This window comes from Streptomyces sp. NPDC050534 (genome assembly GCF_044457745.1).
Taxonomy (GTDB): domain Bacteria; phylum Actinomycetota; class Actinomycetes; order Streptomycetales; family Streptomycetaceae; genus Streptomyces.
On the sequence record NZ_JBITHF010000023.1, the window covers coordinates 69022 to 83941 of the forward strand.

A 14920-nucleotide genomic window follows, 5' to 3' on the forward strand; every position below is an offset into this window, starting at 1 on the left:
GCTAGTGCGGGGACGGGTCGTGTGCGCCCCCGTCCCCGCGTCTGGTCAGCCACAGCGTGGGGACATGGCGCTGGCCGGGATCCTTTCCTGGTAGGCGGTGATGATGCCCTTAGTGCAGACGACACCGGACACGCTAGCCACCACCGGCCGCCTTGCCGGCCGGCCCGCCAACCCTCGTCCCTGCCGGACGCAACCCCACCCGAGACACCCCGGCCCGGGACAGGGCCCCGGCAGGGACGGGCCACCACGCTTCCTATCCGTCATCGCCGGATTCGCTGCAAATCTGATCGGCTCGGATTGGAAGCGTGAGCACCCGTCCGGCACCGCGGGCGCTCCGTCCCGGCAGCGGAATCGAGGGCGGCTTCTCTGCTGCCAGCCTGCTCGACATGAGTGGCCCTCTTGTCGGGCCATGGCGCACGGTTCACCATCTGTTACGGCATGTGAGTGAAGGATGACCGTTCGGAGCGAGGGGGAACGGGTGGGTCTGTTATGGCCGTTGGAGCCTGCCACGGCAGCGAAACACCGACTCTACCGGCGGTACTACGACTCATGGTGGCCGATCATGCTGCAGCCGCGCGGTGCGCGCAGCTGGAGCAGAGTGACACTGCTCGACGCCTTCGCGGGGCCGGGCCTGTATGAGACGCGCGAGGACGGATCGCCCGTCGTCGCGTTGCAGCGGCTGCTGGAGCATGATGCCGCCGACCGGATGGGGCTCTCGCCGCACCGTGTGCAGCTGGTGTTCATCGAGAAGCGCCGGGATCGCTGCGAGCATCTGCGGCAGCTGCTGGTCGACCGCTTCGGCCCGCTGGAGAAACTGCCGGTGCGTGTCACCGTCCACCGGGGTGAGGCCGGCCGGGACAGCGAGCGGATCCTGACGGAGGTGGGCGCCTGGGGGCAGCCGATCCTCGGGGTGTTCGACAGCTGGGGCAGCGTCAACACGCCCCTGTCACTGATGCGTCGCATCGCCCTCAACCCCGGCAGCGAAGTGATCACCACGTTCGGGCCGAACTGGTTCAACCGGCGCAAGGACATCAACGCCGACATCTTCGACCAGGTCTTCGGTGGCCGTCACTTCTGGGAGGCGGCCGCGGCGGTGCAGCGGAGCGACGAGCAATGGCGGGCCTGGCTGGAGGTGTTCCGTTCCGCGCTGCAGCGGGCCGGGTTCGAGCACTGCCTGCAGTTCCAAGTCGTCCCCCATACCGGACAGCCGTTGCATCTCGTCTTCGGCACCCGCCACCCCAAGGGGGTGGAGGTGATGAAGGAGGCGATGTGGACGGTCGACCGCAGCGACGGCATGAGTTTCAAGGATCCTCGCTGCCGTGGAGCGGTGCCTATCGGGCAGGGCACACTGTGGGAGACGGAGGTGATCGACCCGGAGCTGGTCGCCCTCGTCCTCGAGCGGGTGAAGAAGAGCCCGATCGGTGTGGGTGATCTGGGGCAGTGGCTGCTGCTGGAGACCGCGCAGTGGCGGGCGAAGGACGCCGCCAAGGCGGTGACACATCTTCGGGACGAAGGCCTCGCGGTGCTCTCCCCGCCGGGCCGCATCACCAGGGCCAGCACGGTCAGCGTGCGCTAACCGGTATCAGGGGCATCTGGTCCCAGGTCCGCCCGTACAGCTGCCGGCCGGCCGCCTTTGAGGTGCGCCCGCCCCACTGCTTGAAGAAGAACGGCACGTCGGCCTCCTCGCACCGGTCGCGGATCTCGGCGATCCACTCCTCCTTCACCGGGCGAAAGCGCGGCCCGGACTCGCCCCCGGCGATCACCCAGTGAATGCCAGTCAGGTTCAGGCCGTCCAACGGCCCGAGCAGGGGCTCGCAGGAGAGGAATCGGACGGCGGCGGGCACCTGGCGCAGGTCGTCTACGCGCGGGAGTTCTCTGGCGTTTTCCACCGACACTCCCATCCACAGGTTCTGGGGCCATTCGAGCCGGCCGGCGACCAGGCGCAGTCGCCGTGCCCGCTTGGTCAGTACCTGGTAGGTGTGCTGAGGGGTGTCGGTGATCACGTCGAAGACGCGGCGGACGTAGTCGAGGGGGACGCGCGCGTGGAAGAGGTCCGACATCGAGTTCACGAAGACGGTGCGGGGGCTCTTCCAGCCGTAAGGGACCGTGAGCGCCTCGGGGTGCAGGGTCAGGCCGAAGCCGGGGCCGGAGGTGCGGGGATCGCCGTCGGTCTGGTACTTCGCGGATCCCATCGCCTTCAGCCGCTTGGCCAGGGTCAGGGCGTAGCAGTGGTCGCAGCCGGCCGAGACCTGGTCGCAGCCCGTCGTCGGGTTCCACGTGGCCCCGGTCCACTCGATCGCACTGCGATCACTCACCCTGAACCCTCCATCGCCTAACGCCGGTTGCCCGCGTACCCGGCCCGGGAGCGCCGACGGTCCGGCGGAAAACCCGGCCATGGGCATCCACCCACCGAGGCTGCTTCCCGGTGCGTACTTTGAGACACCATCGAATAGAACATACGCACCCATCCTCTCGACAGGGGAACCCGCCGTGAAGCGGGACGGCAGGACCTTGCACGCCCCTGCACACGGGAACCGTCCGAGTCGCCTCGGCACCGCAGCGGACTCCGTCACGCAGCCAAAGAGGCGGCGGAGCAACAGCCCCTCGACGAAGATCGCTCACCGCATCACCACGGTGGTGCCGCTCAGCGCCAGGCCCAAGAAGCCCCGGCGCTCGCCAGCGTACGTCACTGAGCTGACAGGGTCAGGCCCTTGGTGGTGACGTTCGGCAGCTGTTTCATCTCGGCGAAGCCACGCTGGTCATGGGCCGGGACAACGATCAGGTCGGGGATACGTTGCATGATGGAGACCATCCGGAGGATGTTCTGACGATTTCCTTCGGCGTCGAAGTCTCCAAGGCGCCGGATGAGGAACGGGCGCTCCACGCGGCGTGTGAGTCCCTCGCGTTGCCACACCAGATCCCCCACCAGGGCATAGCGCACCTGGTTCGGGAGGGTCACGAAGACGATCACGCTGCCCGGTGTGTGCCCGGGGGCCGGGACGCAGACGATGGAGCCGTCACCGTACACGTCGTGGTGGCCGGGGAAACCAAGGTAGGGGCCTCCTGCGAACGTGAACTCCCGCCAGTTGAACGGGATTTCCTGGAAGTATCCCCGGAAGTTGCCGAACATCTCCGGACTGTGGAACGCGGCTCGGTCGCGTCGGGAGACCAGGACCGGCAGGTCGGGGAAGTCGGGGATGCCGCTCATGTGGTCCCAGTGTGCGTGGGTCAGCAGGATCCCGGACAGCCGGTCGAAGTCGTACTCTGCTGCCTTCAGTTGGTCTGCGGCGGTCTTCCAGACATCGTATTTGGTCATCTTCTGGAAGAGGCGGGGCATCGTGGCGATCTGCTTCGCGATGTCGCGTCCGAAACCGGAGTCGACCAGGAGGTCGCCCTGCGGGTGCCTGATGAGGGCGGCTCCGATGTAGAAGTCGCGCTTGTCGAAGATGGACCCGCCGGCGTACGCGTATGCGGCGGTCCTGTGGTTCACGCCGGTCGGCACCGCCACGAGGTCCATCTCCGCGGGCGGGTCGGCCTTCGGGATCGGGATCGTCTCCGGCAGCGGCGCGGGCATGGGGAGTTGCTTCGTCATGGTCTCTTCTCCTTCGGGTGTGCCGCGCCCCAAGCGCTGCATGGGATCGCTCAAGCGACGCCGGGGAGGGGGGATAACTGGCCGAAGGCCAAGGGCTATTGCTTCAGGCCGACCGCGTTCGAGGGCACGTCGAAGGCGGCAAGCGTCAGCGAGACGCTGGTGAACCAGCCCATCAGCACGGTGACGTCGACGATGCCTTCCACGCCGATCGTCTCTTGGGCCCGGCGGTACAGGCTGCCGGGAACCACGCGTGGCTGCACCAGGGTTGACGCGAGCTCGTACACGATCTGCTGTCGGGGGGCGTCGAACGACGTCGGAAGGCCGGCGATGAGGGCCTCGGCCTGTTCCGGCTGCAGACCGCCGAGCTGCACGCCGATCTTCTCGTGCTCATAGACTGCGTAGGCGGCCAGCCAGTGACCGGTGACGATGTTCGTGACGATCTCGATCTCGGACTTCGACAGTGACGAGTCTTCTTGGAAATACGCTCCGGTCGCCACGATTGCCTTGGACAGCTTGGGGTTGGCCAGCCAGATCTTGTGCGGTCCCGGTACCAGGCCGCGCAGCTGACGCGTGTACTCGTAGGCACTGCGAGTCTCCGGCGACATCTCCTCGACCGGGGTCTCCCGGTAGCGGCCGAATGTTCCGAAGTCTGCGGGGTCGGGAGTGCCATCGAACACGGGAATATCCCTTCTCGCGGGTGTATGGACGGGCTCGGTCTTCGCCACGCCGCCGACCGATCAGACCGTGACCTCGTCCTGTTTCTGGACGGTCGCAGGGCCGGTGGGCACCTCCACGTCGTAGGCGTTGAGGAGGGCGCCGAGCGCCAGGTAGTGGATGGTCACGAACACGATCGTGTCGAAGGCCTGCTGGCCCATCCTCTCGATGACGGCGTCGTACAGCGGCCCCGGCACGGGGCCCGCTGCGGTCAGCGCGGTTGCGACGTCGGCCGCGAGGACCTCCTCCGCGGTGAGGTCGGAAGGGCGGCCGCCGGCGCACAGCGTCGCCACCTGGTCCGGCAGCAGCCCCGCCCTTGAGGCCAGACGGGCGTGCGCATGCATCTCGTAGGCGACGTTGAAGCGCGCCCCGATGGTGAGGATCACAACCTGCCGGGCACGCTCGGACAGGCCCGGAAGCCGTTGCGCAAGGTCGATGAACCGCCCGAGCGGCTGCGCCAGCTCCGGGAAGTGGAGCATCACTCCCCACGGTCCGACGAAGGCGCCCTCGGCGTTGCGCACCTCGAAGCCCGCGTACTCCTCGCCCTCGACCATGGCGTCCATGGCTTGGTAGAGGGGCTCCTGCTCAGCGGTCAGGTCCGACGGGCGGAGCAGTTGCAGTCGCATGGGTCTTCTCCCTCACAGCGATACGAGATAAGAGGACGGACATCCGCTTTTTTTGAGGCTAGGCTCGTGGGCTGCCGGATGTCAACCGACACGGAAGGACGGCCCATGCCGCGGGTGAGCGAGCAGTACAAGGAAGATCAGCGCGCCGAGATCCTGGCGGCCGCGCGCGGGTGCTTCGTCCGCAACGGCTTCCACCGCACTTCCATGCAAGATGTGTTCGCCGAGGCCGGGAAGTCCGCAGGCGCCGTCTACCGGTACTTCCCCAAGAAGGAAGACCTGATCGTGGGCGTCGCCGCCCAGAACCTGGACGACGTCACCGAGGTCCTGCGCACCGCGCTGACCCACAGCGACGGCGCGCCCGGCGTCGGTCAGGTCATGGCGGAGCTTCTGGAGGCGGTGATCGAACGGCACCGCGACAAACAACTGGCCACCGTGGCGCTGATGGTCTGGTCCGAGGCCCTGCGCAACCCGGCGCTGGCCGAACGCTTGGAAGCGGCCACGATCAACATGAGCCAGACCATGGCCGCGCTCATCCGCGAGCGCCAGCGCGTCGGAACATGGACCGGGGCACCCGCGGACGCACTCGCCCAGGTGATCCTCTCCATCCTGCCGGGTTTCCTGCTCAACCTCGCCCTACGCGGACCGCACGGCGTAGCCGCATTCCCCGACGCCCTCCGGACCCTGTGGCCCGGCTGAGCTCTGCACCTTTCAGATTCAGTGGACACTCCCGGTCGCCGCGGCTCCGACGTCCGTAACCCGGGTGAGGGCGAGGGCGAGGACGGCCATGTCGTCCTGCTGCCTACCCGGCGTCCGGCGGGGAACGTCAGCGGTCTGGGCGCGGATCAGGGGTGCAGGGGAGCAATGCTCAATACCTGTTGTCCGCGTACTCCGTGAAGTGGCCCTGGCAAGATTTCCGTGAAGCAGGGATGTGCCACCGTGCGCCGGTGACGCTCCCTCACCGGTAGCGGCGTCGTAGCCAGGCTATGAGGACGACGCGGTGGCGGAGCAACGGAACGCCCGCGCGGCCAGCCATGATCCGCTTCTGGAGTTTCAGATCGGTGATGCGGCCCTCGTTGACGCCGGAATTGAACGGGGTGGTGATGCCCTCCACGACCGCGGCCTGGTCTTCGCGGATGGCGTTGGCCAGGCTGGCGAGGGCCGGGAGGCGAGCGGTCGTGACTTGCTCGAGCCAGGCTGGCAGCGGGGCGGCGTTGCGGGTGTCGAGCATGGCGGCGAACTGACGCACCAGATCGTGGGTGCTGTGCCGTTCCGGGCAGTGGTCGAGCAGTCGCCTGAGTCCCTCAGCGACAGGAACTCTGGGGCCTGCTCTGCGTCTATCAGGCACTGCGGACCCTGATCGCGAAGACCGCCGTGATCGCGGGCATCGACCCGGCCCCCCTTACTCCAGGAAGGGGGCCGGTGTCGCATCCGGCGCAGCACGCCCGCGCAGAATGCAGACATGACTGTCCTCACCCTCCGGGACGTGCCCGAAGAGCAGGTCCACGTCCTCAAGGCCCGTGCCGCCCAGGCCGGTACGTCCCTGCAGGCCTACCTGCTGGAACTGATCGCCAGGGAGACCCAGCAAGCCGACCATGGCGGACATGGCCGCGCAGTACAGCACCGAGGACGTGCTGGCCGCGATCGACGCGGTCGGCGGAAGGGCGGCTAGGACTCGGTTAGGTCCGGTTGACCCGGCGGGCCACCGCGTGACCGATCAGCAGGTAGACGACAGCGGGCAGACCGTAGTTGACCACGGTCCGCCAGTTGTCCGAGTCCATGGTAAACAGATTGTGCGACCAGCCCGACAGCCAGTTCGCCGCGTCGTGGATCCAGGAGACCGCGCTGTTGGCGGTGTTGGCGTCGAACAGGTAGAAGGCGATCCACAGGATCAGGATCAGTGCCGTGATGTCCGCGAGGAGGGAGATGACCGTCCCCGCGGGATTTCCGCCGTAGCGTCTGGACATGTCCAACGACTAGCCCTGACAGCAGCGTTGAAACCTCGCCGACCTGGCTGGCGTCCGCCGTGTTACAGGCGGCGCCGGCGGGCCGAGGCGAAGGAGAAGACGCCGAAGAGAATCAGCCCGATCGCGACGGCGACCAGCAGCCACGGCCCCACCGGTGTCTGCGCGAAGCTACTCGAGCGGATCACTGCGTCGGCCACCGAGCTGGTCGCCGGCTGCGACGCGGCCGGCATCCTCGTCCTGCACGACACAAAGGTGGAGCCCCTCGCCCCCACCCACCGGCTGGTCACCGACAGCGACGCAACAACAGCTCGGCGAAGGACCCTGTTTCGACGCCGCCCGCAGCATGCAGGGCGAGCGGGTCTTCCGCATCGCCGACCTCACCGGCGAGCACCAGCGCTGGCCCGCCTTCGCCCCGCGGGCGCACGCCCTCGGGGTGGGCAGCATGATGGGCTTCCTGCTGTTCACCGATGACGAAGGCTTCGGCGCGCTGAACCTCTACTCCCGCAAGCCTGGCGCGTTCACCCAGGACAGTGAGCTGACCGGCTGGATGCTGGCCTCCCACGCGGCGGTCGCCTTCTCCAGCGCCCGCACCCACGCCCAGATGGAACATGCCGTCGCCACCCGCCACGTGATCGGTGAGGCCATGGGCATCCTCATGGGCAGCCGCCACCTCACCGAAGACGAGGCGTTCAACGTGCTGCGCCGCTACTCCCAGGAGAGCAACATCAAACTCCGCGAGGTCGCCCGCCGCGTCTGCGAAAAAAAGGCGCCCTGTCCTAACCACAGGCCGACGGCTCCCCCGACACCCTGCCGAGCTGAAGGAGTCCCTCACCGGCAGCGACGTCGACAAGACCTTCTGGGTCCGGTCGACCCGGCACACCTGCATCCGGTGTCGCCGTCGAGGCGGTTCCGGTACGGCTGGCAGCGGCGAGTCTCGCTGTCACCTAAAGGGTGCCAGCGGGGCAGCGGCTCCGGGGTTCATGAGCATGCCCCCGGCCCCGCCTTGATCCCCACCGAAAGGACGCATGCGGCCCGGTAGATCACCGCGCACGGCGCCGGCAGACAACCGACTCCCTTGTTCACCGGTAGAGCGGCTCACGAACGAAGTTGCAGACGGAGCTGAGCCAGGTCAGGCGGCCCCTGCGTCACGCTCCCACACGCAAAACGCCTGCCCCGCCCCGCCTGCCCCCCTGGAGCCTTGACCATGACCGCCGCATCCCCGAGGGTCGCGGCCCTTCTCGCACTTCCCGTCCTGCTCCCCTCGGCGGCCGGTGCCGTAGGAGAGGAGCAGCAGCTTGTGCGGGTCGATCACCGCACGGCTCGCCAGCGCGCGGCCCAACTGCTCGTTTGCGGGGCGTAGTTCGACGACCTCGGCCAGTAGAGCCGTGTCTTCCGCCGAAGCCACGGCCGTCAACAGCCACTGTTCGTCGCGGGGCAGGTCAGCTGCTGCACAGTGCGTACCTCACAGGCAGTCATCCTCTCCGTAGGCGGTCAGCGGCGCGCCAGTTCCCGTTCTCCGGCCGCACCGGGCTTGTAGGCCAGTAGTGCTTGAAGATCGCTTCCTCCTGCTCGGCGGGCAGGACATCGTCGCTGCCGATCGAAGGGGCCTGCCTCACCAGCGTTCTGACATAGCCGACCTTGAGATAGTCCGGCCCGGCGACCCATCATCGAGAGGTACGAAGACCAGGCGGTGCCGGGTGGGCAGTCCGGTCCGCACCTGGCCATGGTCGGCTCGTCGGTGGTGGTTTCCACATAGACCGCCTCCAGGACACCGATCTTGTGCGACTCGGTGTCGACGACATCGCGGTCGCGCCCTTCCCGGACGTCGGCTACGTGAATCATGACCTCCCCCTACCCGGACGGTTCACCCTGCCGGTGCTGAGTCGCATCCTCGGTCCTCCGCGTAAAGCCGGCGCAGTGCATGCCGCAGCGCCCGCTGCATCAGCCGCGAGAGCGGCTCACCCTCCCAGGCGGCGAGCACGGCCACGGCCACGTCCGGAAGCTTGGCGTTGCACTGTTGCGAGATGTCCACCAGCAGTTTCCTGGCCGCCCCACGGCCGCAGGGGGCCAGGACCATCACCATGCCGCAGGCCTGATCGATCACCGCACGGCCGGCCAGCGCCCGCCGCAGCTGATCGATCTCGGCGCGCAGCGCCACGACATCCCGACCGGCCGTATTCTCCACCGCGGCCTCGGTCGACACATCCCACCATTTCTCCGGGAGCAAGGTTGTTCGATGCATGGCATCCACCTCCCATATCGGGCAACTTCACCGGTCACCCGCGGCGTTCATGGTCCCGGCGGTCCTCGCGACTCCAGCGCGACCGGTTCTGGCGGCTGTAGCGGCGGTCCCAGCGGTCCTGACGGTCCCGGCGCTCCTGGTGGTCCCGGTATCCCCGAGATCGGAACCGTCGCCTTGGATCCAGCCTCCCCCGCGATCGCGGCCGTGCCGCGTGGCGCCGAAGACCAGCACGGCCGCGGCCACCCACCAGTGGAGGAAGCCGAGGCCGAACAAGACCCCACGGCGGGCCTCCCCGGAGCGGAACAAGGCATCACTGCCGGGGGCCGGGGCCTGTGCGCACAGCGTAGCCCTCCCCAGAGGTTGCGGACAGCGACCCACGTCAGCGTCCTGCGCCGGGACCGGTTAGCCACTTGCCGTCTGTTCAGGGGCTGCGGCGAGGGCTAGCGTGCACGGTACGGCCCGAGCCCCCGGCAGCGTCGATCACCTCTCGCGCTCCTTCGAGGGCGCACCTCGCGCATCAGCGCCGGAACCTGCCCCGCCCCCAACGGGCCGTTCCCACACCCGCCGTCGCCGCCCGATCCCGGCGCGGCATCGATGCGCCCCATGCGGGCATCCCCCATTTACGCCCGCCGCGTCGCACGCATCCCACCGCAGGCGGTACGCATGTACGTACTGATCGTTCCGGCTTCGACCCCCTTCGTCCTGCTCGCCTCCGTGATGGCCCTGTCCTGGTGGGAGGACCACATCCTGCCGGCGCCGTCGGCCGAACCGGTCGACGCTCCCGCCGAGGCTCCCGTCGCCCCAGCGGCCCCTGCCCAGCTCGCACAACTCCCCCGTTCCGACACCGCGTTGACAAGGGAGGTTGCCGGGCGTTGACTGACAGCACGGCGTAGGGCTATGCCGCTCCGGATCGTTAGGGCGACGCATTCCACCTTCCCGCTTCGCCCGGACCCCGCGGAACCAGGACTTCCCGCGATCTGGAGGCCCGGCAATGATCCTATGGATTCTTCTCCTTCTGCTGATCCTGGTGGTGTTCGGGTTCGGCTTCACCATGCAGATCCTTTGGTGGGTCGCCGCCGTACTCCTGGTCCTCTGGATCGCCGGTTTCGCCATGCGCGGGCGCGGCGGTGGACGTGGCGGTGGACGCCGATACGGCCGCAGTCGCGGGTAGTCCACACCAGCGCGTTCTCCCGCCCGCGGGAACGGCGGCCTGTACGGCGATCACGCGCGGGAGCCCATCCAGCGAACGAGCAGAGGCCAGCCATGAGCGTCGGACAGACGATCAAGCACAAGGCCCAGGCATTCAAGGGCCGGGTCACCGAACGCATCGGCCGGACCACCCGCAACAGGCGACTTCAGCGCGAAGGCAGGACCGACCGGGTCTCCGGAAACCTGAAGCAGTCCGGAGACAAGGCCAAGAACGCCTTCAGGCACTGACCACAACGCCCCGGGTCGCGCCCACGTCGCGTGGACACGACCCGGCAGGCCAACGCGGAATCAGACCACAGGAAGTGACGGGTGTGGCAATGAAACCGAACAATCCACGAGCCGAGAGCCAGAGAAGGCCGCCATGCTCACCATCGTGATCATCGCCGTGATCGTCATCGCGGCCGTCGCCTTCTTCATCATCGGACGTGGACACATCCGGGCCGACGGCGGGCGTGGGCTGAAGCGCCGCTTCGGACCCGAGTACGACCGTGCCGTCACCGACCACGACGGCGACACCAAGGCTGCCGAGCGGGAACTCGGCGAGCGCGTCAAGCAACACGGCTCCCTCGAGGAGCAGCCGTTGTCCCCCGAGCGCCGAGCGCAGTACAGGGCTCAGTGGGCCGACATTCAGGAACAGTTCGTCGACTCGCCGGAGAAGGCCGTCACCGCGGCCGACGCACTCCTTGCACAGCTGGCGAAGGACCGGGGCTTCCCCGGTGATCAGTTCGAGGAGCAGTTGGCCGCCCTCTCCGTCCACCACCCCGCCCATGTCCACGGGTACCGCAGCGTGCACACAGCGGCACGCGGCCAGAGCGACACCGAGGAAATGCGGGAAGCCGTGATCGAGGCCCGAAGCCTCTTCGAGGCACTGGCCGACGAACAACCGGCCGACTCCCACCGGCACCGCCCGCAATCCCCCGACGACAACGGCCACGCCCCGTGGGCACTGAACCGACGCCACGCGAAGGGAAGCAGCACCTGATGTCCCACCACGCCGAACACACACCGCACCCCCAGACCCGAGTCCCGGACCCCGCGATGCAGCGCGCCCCACAGGCGCCCCGCACCGAACCCGCTCACGCACCGCGCGAGCCCGGCACCAGCGCCGGCCCCGACCCCAAGCCCGGCCCGGACCTGATCCCGCAGGGCGACCAGGACAAGCTGGCCCTGCGCCTCCAGCAGGCCCTGAACACCTTCGTCGACAACCCACGCCACGCGGTGGAAGAGGCCGACGCCGTCCTCGACGACGTCGCCACCCAGTTCACCAACGCCCTCACAGAACAACGCCGCGTCCTGCGCGCAGGCTGGCAGGACACCGGCGCACAGACCGAGGAACTACGGCTCGCACTCAGGCAGTACCGGCAGATCACCGAACGGCTGCTGCACATGTCAGCGCCTGCCAGTCACTGATTCTGTCGCCTCCGCGGGAAGCACAGTCGCCGCGGTCCGACCTGCTGAACGACTACCAGGTTGTGATCACCGGAAGCCACCCCGAAAACGGCGCAGGCGTCGGGTGGAAGGCATGCCAGGGTGCCCTCGACGCCACCCGAACCGATGCTGACCACCCCCACGCCTCGCGCCGATCTGACGCCAGGGTGGGCTGACGAGCCGAAGTGGGACGGATTCCGCGCCTTGTGCTCCGTCGACTCCGGCCGCGTTGTGTTGCGCTCCCGCCGGGGCACCGAGATGGCCCCGGCCTTCCCCGAAATCGTGGCCGCGGCGGCGCAGCTGCAGGACGCGACCGTGCTGGACGGGGAGCTGTTCGTCTGGTCGGGACAGCGGCTTGCCTTCGATCGGCTCCAGGGCCGGCTGCACCGCCGGTCAGCTCCCCCGCGCCGGAATTGGCACCGAGGGCTTCGCCGCGCCGGAACTGTCCGTCGACGGCCACGACATCACTCCCGCCAGTGACATCTACAGCCTCGGACAGCTCATCGGCTGGATTTTCACCGGCACTTGGCCCCAGACGAACGTGCCCCTGCTGCCCCCCGCCCGGGCCGTGGTACGGCGTGGTCCGCCAGGCCACCCAACTCAATCCCGCGCACCGGCCCCAATCCATCGGCGAATTCCTCGCCCTCGTTGAACGAGAGACCCGCTCCCACAGCGAGCTCCCCATCGTCCGCGCTCAGTGCCTCCTTGAGGACGCCAACGAGCGTGGCGACACCGCCGCGGCCGCCCAGCTTCTCGCGCTCGCGGCCGGGACCAGCCCGGCTCCTACGAGCTCTATCCAGTGCTCTGACCGCATAGGTTCGCCGGGCCGTTGAGGTTGCGCCATGAGCGGGCGTGCGCCCCAGCGGATCGCTTTCTCGCCGGATGCGGACGCGTTCCTTACGTTCGGTGGCCAGGACGTTGCGGTGGCGGGCGTTCGCGTTGCGCCAGCGCAGGTAGGCGTGCAGGGCCCGGATCTGCACGGTTGTGGTTGGGATAGTGCGAGTTCAGAAAGCCTCAGGGCCAGGGATCCGGCGCGAGGTGGCGGGGAGCGCTCCTGCAGCGGCTCAGTGCTGTGGGTGGCTAGTACTCCAGCCGTAGATCGTGATGTGACGGACGAGCGGCGGAAGGTGCGGCTAGGGTCTGTGCGCTCGGCGGTCCTACGCTGCGCTTTCCTGTCCGTAGGGCCGTGGCTCACCGGAGCCAGGGACCCGTGCTGTTGGAGGAACCCCGGTGATCGGCAAGTTGCAGTGCGTGGTTCTGGACTGTCCGGATGTCCTTGAACTCGCTCGGTTCTACCAATCGCTCCTTGGCGGCGAGGTCAACGAGCCCGACCCGAGGTGGGCAGTCAGCGATGACTTTTCGACCCTTCACACAGGCTCTGGCCTGGTATTTGCGTTCCAGCGCGTGAAGGACTACCAGGCACCGCGGTGGCCGGACAGCACGTACCCACAGCAGTTTCATCTGGACCTCGATGTCCCGGACCTTGACCAGGCTCAGGAGCAGGTCCTCGGTTTCGGTGCCGCTCTGCTCCACGTCGACACTCGCGGTTGGAGGATCTTCGCGGATCCGGCGGGCCACCCCTTCTGCCTGCTGCGGGGCTGACGAGGTGGGGCTGGACCGCTGCTTTCGCCCAGCAGTGTCCGTTCTCCGGCGAGGAGATGGGTGCGGCCACCGCTGATCATCGGTGCGTGAAGACAAACGATCATGCGGTGGCCGCAGGTCACAGCGTAGACCCTGCCCGCTGGCAGGAGGCGTTCGAGGGCTTGATGGGCCGGATAGCAGGACGGTTCGCGCGGGTCGAACCCCGCCGCCGCGCCCGGCAGTTGATGCTCGGACTGCTGGCCGACCTGCCGCGGAAGAACTGCTGGACGATCGCCGAGCACACCGGGGACGCCACCCCGGACGGGCTGCAGCACCTGCTCGCCCGCGCGAAGTGGGACGCCGACGCGGTCCGCGACGACCTGCGCGCCTACGTAGTCGACCAACTGGCCGACGACCAGGCCGTGCTCGTGGTCGACGAGACCGGCGACCTGAAGAAGGGCATCCGCACCCTGGGCGTCCAGCGCCAGTACACCGGCACCGCCGGCCGAATCGAGAACTCCCAAGTCGCCGTCTACCTCACCCACACCTCCCACCACGGACACGCCGCCATCGACCGCGCCCCCTGCCTGCCCAGGTCCTGGACCAGCGACCCGGAACGCCTGCAGCAGGCCGGCGTCCCCGACGGGACCGGCTTCGCGACCAAGCCCCAGCTGGCCCAGCGGATGATCGAGCACGCTCTGGACGCCGGGACCCCGGCCGCCTGGGCAGCCGCAGACGAGGTCTACGGCGACAACCCCGCCCTGCGTTCCGCCCGGGAAGCACTCGGCCTCGGCTACGTCCTGGCCGTCTCGTGCTCGCACCACGTCCCCACCCCCGCCGGGCCGGTGCGCGCCGACCGGCTCGCGAAGAAGATCCCGCGCCGGGCCTGGCAGAAGCTGTCCGCCGGACGCGGCGCCAAGGGTCACCGCTACTACGCCTGGGCCCTGGTCGTCATCACCGCAGCCAACTTGACGGGCCATCACCATCTGATGGTCCGCAGCAACCGCATCACCGGCGAACTGGCCTACTACCGCTGCTGGTCACCCCACCCGGCGCCGCTGGCCACGCTGGTGCGGTTCGCGGGAAGCCGCTGGACGGTGGAGGAGATGTTCCAGAGCTCCAAGGGGCTGGCGGGACTGGACGAGCACCAAGTGCGGCGCTGGGACTCCTGGCCCCGCTGGGTCACCCTGGCCCTGCTCGCACACGCCTTCCTCGCCATCACCGCCGCCCGCGAACGCCAGGGCCACACCCCCGTCGACGACGGCACCAGCCCCGACGGCCTGATCCCACTCACCTGCAACGAGATCCAGCGCCTGTTCATCACCCTCGTCGTCCAGCCCGTCCACGACACGGCCCACCGGCTCGGCTGGTCAACCTGGCGCCGACGCCACCAGGCCCGCGCCCGCCACAGCCACTACCAGCGCCAGGCAGCCCTCTAACCATGAAGATCACGACCTACGGCTGGAGTACTAGGCAGTCGGCTCAGGAGTGCGACAGCGCACAGCACGGGGATCAGCGCGGCGAGCGTCCAGGTCAGGCCGGCGAACTCGGCGGCCCAGCCGAT

The 14920-nt window shown here is 68.4% G+C and carries 20 protein-coding genes and 3 pseudogenes; 12 read left to right on the forward strand and 11 right to left on the reverse strand.

Annotation, left to right across the window (positions count from 1 at the left end; all coding sequences use genetic code 11):
• Positions 1-451 precede the first annotated feature (451 nt).
• The gene (locus ACIBN2_RS44580) at positions 452-1576 is read left to right on the forward strand and encodes a three-Cys-motif partner protein TcmP (RefSeq protein WP_399143499.1); all 1125 of its coding nucleotides are present in this window, start codon (positions 452-454) and stop codon (positions 1574-1576) included.
• On the opposite strand, the gene ACIBN2_RS44585 is transcribed toward ACIBN2_RS44580, so the two are convergent.
• The 4 genes from ACIBN2_RS44585 to ACIBN2_RS44600 all read right to left on the reverse strand — a co-directional run bounded on the left by ACIBN2_RS44585 (position 1563) and on the right by ACIBN2_RS44600 (position 4932).
• Entirely contained in the window at positions 1563-2315 is a 753-nt protein-coding gene (locus ACIBN2_RS44585; RefSeq protein ID WP_399143500.1) for a DUF5131 family protein, read from the reverse strand. The genes ACIBN2_RS44580 and ACIBN2_RS44585 overlap by 14 nt on opposite strands.
• 371 nt (positions 2316-2686) lie before the next feature.
• Positions 2687-3592: an MBL fold metallo-hydrolase gene (locus tag ACIBN2_RS44590; RefSeq protein ID WP_399143501.1), complete on the reverse strand. Its 906-nt coding sequence runs from the start codon at positions 3590-3592 to the stop codon at positions 2687-2689.
• Between the two features lie 95 nt (positions 3593-3687).
• On the reverse strand, positions 3688-4317 hold the full coding sequence (locus ACIBN2_RS44595) for a carboxymuconolactone decarboxylase family protein (protein ID WP_399143502.1): 630 nt from the start codon (positions 4315-4317) through the stop codon (positions 3688-3690).
• A 12-nt stretch (positions 4318-4329) separates the two neighbouring features.
• Positions 4330-4932 (reverse strand): carboxymuconolactone decarboxylase family protein, encoded by a 603-nt coding sequence (locus ACIBN2_RS44600; RefSeq protein WP_399143503.1) that lies wholly within the window; start codon positions 4930-4932, stop codon positions 4330-4332.
• 105 nt (positions 4933-5037) lie between these two features.
• Between ACIBN2_RS44600 and ACIBN2_RS44605 the strand changes: the two genes are divergently transcribed.
• Complete coding sequence (locus ACIBN2_RS44605; protein WP_399143504.1) at positions 5038-5628, forward strand: TetR/AcrR family transcriptional regulator; 591 nt, start codon at positions 5038-5040, stop codon at positions 5626-5628.
• Positions 5629-5887: 259 nt separating this feature from the next.
• Here the strand turns inward: ACIBN2_RS44605 and ACIBN2_RS44610 are convergent, their stop codons facing one another.
• Entirely contained in the window at positions 5888-6178 is a 291-nt protein-coding gene (locus tag ACIBN2_RS44610) for a hypothetical protein (protein WP_399143505.1), read from the reverse strand.
• 213 nt (positions 6179-6391) lie between these two features.
• Between ACIBN2_RS44610 and ACIBN2_RS44615 the strand changes: the two genes are divergently transcribed.
• Positions 6392-6601, forward strand: coding sequence for a FitA-like ribbon-helix-helix domain-containing protein (locus ACIBN2_RS44615; protein WP_399143506.1), 210 nt, complete (start codon positions 6392-6394; stop codon positions 6599-6601).
• 7 nt (positions 6602-6608) lie between these two features.
• On the opposite strand, the gene ACIBN2_RS44620 is transcribed toward ACIBN2_RS44615, so the two are convergent.
• The gene (locus tag ACIBN2_RS44620) at positions 6609-6896 is read right to left on the reverse strand and encodes a hypothetical protein (protein ID WP_399143507.1); all 288 of its coding nucleotides are present in this window, start codon (positions 6894-6896) and stop codon (positions 6609-6611) included.
• A gap of 62 nt (positions 6897-6958) precedes the next feature.
• Entirely contained in the window at positions 6959-7126 is a 168-nt protein-coding gene (locus tag ACIBN2_RS44625; RefSeq protein ID WP_399143525.1) for a DUF1206 domain-containing protein, read from the reverse strand.
• Between ACIBN2_RS44625 and ACIBN2_RS44630 the strand changes: the two are divergent.
• A pseudogene (locus ACIBN2_RS44630) lies at positions 7077-7659 on the forward strand (GAF and ANTAR domain-containing protein); the annotation flags it as partial. The gene ACIBN2_RS44625 and the pseudogene ACIBN2_RS44630 sit on opposite strands and share 50 nt — an antisense overlap.
• A gap of 366 nt (positions 7660-8025) precedes the next feature.
• Here the strand turns inward: ACIBN2_RS44630 and ACIBN2_RS44635 are convergent.
• From ACIBN2_RS44635 to ACIBN2_RS44645, 3 genes and pseudogenes are all read right to left on the reverse strand, one after another.
• On the reverse strand, positions 8026-8301 hold the full coding sequence (locus ACIBN2_RS44635) for a hypothetical protein (RefSeq protein ID WP_399143508.1): 276 nt from the start codon (positions 8299-8301) through the stop codon (positions 8026-8028).
• Between the two features lie 86 nt (positions 8302-8387).
• A pseudogene (locus ACIBN2_RS44640) lies at positions 8388-8738 on the reverse strand (PRC-barrel domain-containing protein).
• Between the two features lie 22 nt (positions 8739-8760).
• Positions 8761-9138 carry an ANTAR domain-containing protein gene (locus tag ACIBN2_RS44645; protein ID WP_399143509.1) on the reverse strand — a complete coding sequence of 126 codons (378 nt, stop codon included), beginning with the start codon at positions 9136-9138 and terminating at the stop codon, positions 8761-8763.
• A gap of 663 nt (positions 9139-9801) precedes the next feature.
• Here ACIBN2_RS44645 and ACIBN2_RS44650 point away from each other — a divergent pair.
• From ACIBN2_RS44650 to ACIBN2_RS44675, 6 genes are all read left to right on the forward strand, one after another.
• Positions 9802-10014 (forward strand): hypothetical protein, encoded by a 213-nt coding sequence (locus ACIBN2_RS44650; protein ID WP_399143510.1) that lies wholly within the window; start codon positions 9802-9804, stop codon positions 10012-10014.
• 115 nt (positions 10015-10129) lie between these two features.
• On the forward strand, positions 10130-10309 hold the full coding sequence (locus tag ACIBN2_RS44655) for a hydrophobic protein (protein ID WP_399143511.1): 180 nt from the start codon (positions 10130-10132) through the stop codon (positions 10307-10309).
• A gap of 92 nt (positions 10310-10401) precedes the next feature.
• A complete protein-coding gene (locus ACIBN2_RS44660) occupies positions 10402-10575 on the forward strand; it encodes a CsbD family protein (protein ID WP_399143512.1) in 174 nt (57 codons plus the stop codon).
• A gap of 133 nt (positions 10576-10708) precedes the next feature.
• A complete protein-coding gene (locus ACIBN2_RS44665) occupies positions 10709-11329 on the forward strand; it encodes a hypothetical protein (protein WP_399143513.1) in 621 nt (206 codons plus the stop codon).
• Positions 11329-11757 (forward strand): hypothetical protein, encoded by a 429-nt coding sequence (locus tag ACIBN2_RS44670; protein WP_399143514.1) that lies wholly within the window; start codon positions 11329-11331, stop codon positions 11755-11757. The genes ACIBN2_RS44665 and ACIBN2_RS44670 overlap by 1 nt, the downstream gene beginning before the upstream one ends.
• Positions 11758-11901: 144 nt before the next feature.
• Positions 11902-12255 carry a hypothetical protein gene (locus ACIBN2_RS44675; protein ID WP_399143515.1) on the forward strand — a complete coding sequence of 118 codons (354 nt, stop codon included), beginning with the start codon at positions 11902-11904 and terminating at the stop codon, positions 12253-12255.
• A 364-nt stretch (positions 12256-12619) separates the two neighbouring features.
• On the opposite strand, the pseudogene ACIBN2_RS44680 reads toward ACIBN2_RS44675, so the two are convergent.
• A pseudogene (locus ACIBN2_RS44680) lies at positions 12620-12780 on the reverse strand (IS630 family transposase); the annotation flags it as partial.
• 225 nt (positions 12781-13005) lie between these two features.
• Between ACIBN2_RS44680 and ACIBN2_RS44685 the strand changes: the two are divergent.
• A complete protein-coding gene (locus ACIBN2_RS44685; protein ID WP_399143516.1) occupies positions 13006-13377 on the forward strand; it encodes a VOC family protein in 372 nt (123 codons plus the stop codon).
• Positions 13378-13541: 164 nt separating this feature from the next.
• A complete protein-coding gene (locus tag ACIBN2_RS44690) occupies positions 13542-14795 on the forward strand; it encodes an IS701 family transposase (RefSeq protein WP_399143526.1) in 1254 nt (417 codons plus the stop codon).
• The last annotated feature ends 125 nt before the right edge of the window (positions 14796-14920 follow it).

Excerpts from the sequence above, each read along its gene's own strand:
- ACIBN2_RS44580 (WP_399143499.1), top strand. The coding sequence starts at position 452 with ATGACCGTTCGGAGCGAGGGGGAACGGGTGGGTCTGTTATGGCCGTTG.
- ACIBN2_RS44590 (WP_399143501.1), bottom strand. The coding sequence starts at position 3,592 with ATGACGAAGCAACTCCCCATGCCCGCGCCGCTGCCGGAGACGATCCCG.
- ACIBN2_RS44600 (WP_399143503.1), bottom strand. The coding sequence starts at position 4,932 with ATGCGACTGCAACTGCTCCGCCCGTCGGACCTGACCGCTGAGCAGGAG.
- ACIBN2_RS44605 (WP_399143504.1), top strand. The coding sequence starts at position 5,038 with ATGCCGCGGGTGAGCGAGCAGTACAAGGAAGATCAGCGCGCCGAGATC.
- ACIBN2_RS44615 (WP_399143506.1), top strand. The coding sequence starts at position 6,392 with ATGACTGTCCTCACCCTCCGGGACGTGCCCGAAGAGCAGGTCCACGTC.
- ACIBN2_RS44620 (WP_399143507.1), bottom strand. The coding sequence starts at position 6,896 with ATGTCCAGACGCTACGGCGGAAATCCCGCGGGGACGGTCATCTCCCTC.
- ACIBN2_RS44625 (WP_399143525.1), bottom strand. The coding sequence starts at position 7,126 with ATGCCGGCCGCGTCGCAGCCGGCGACCAGCTCGGTGGCCGACGCAGTG.
- ACIBN2_RS44645 (WP_399143509.1), bottom strand. The coding sequence starts at position 9,138 with ATGCATCGAACAACCTTGCTCCCGGAGAAATGGTGGGATGTGTCGACC.
- ACIBN2_RS44650 (WP_399143510.1), top strand. The coding sequence starts at position 9,802 with ATGTACGTACTGATCGTTCCGGCTTCGACCCCCTTCGTCCTGCTCGCC.
- ACIBN2_RS44655 (WP_399143511.1), top strand. The coding sequence starts at position 10,130 with ATGATCCTATGGATTCTTCTCCTTCTGCTGATCCTGGTGGTGTTCGGG.
- ACIBN2_RS44660 (WP_399143512.1), top strand. The coding sequence starts at position 10,402 with ATGAGCGTCGGACAGACGATCAAGCACAAGGCCCAGGCATTCAAGGGC.
- ACIBN2_RS44665 (WP_399143513.1), top strand. The coding sequence starts at position 10,709 with ATGCTCACCATCGTGATCATCGCCGTGATCGTCATCGCGGCCGTCGCC.
- ACIBN2_RS44670 (WP_399143514.1), top strand. The coding sequence starts at position 11,329 with ATGTCCCACCACGCCGAACACACACCGCACCCCCAGACCCGAGTCCCG.
- ACIBN2_RS44675 (WP_399143515.1), top strand. The coding sequence starts at position 11,902 with ATGCTGACCACCCCCACGCCTCGCGCCGATCTGACGCCAGGGTGGGCT.
- ACIBN2_RS44690 (WP_399143526.1), top strand. The coding sequence starts at position 13,542 with ATGGGCCGGATAGCAGGACGGTTCGCGCGGGTCGAACCCCGCCGCCGC.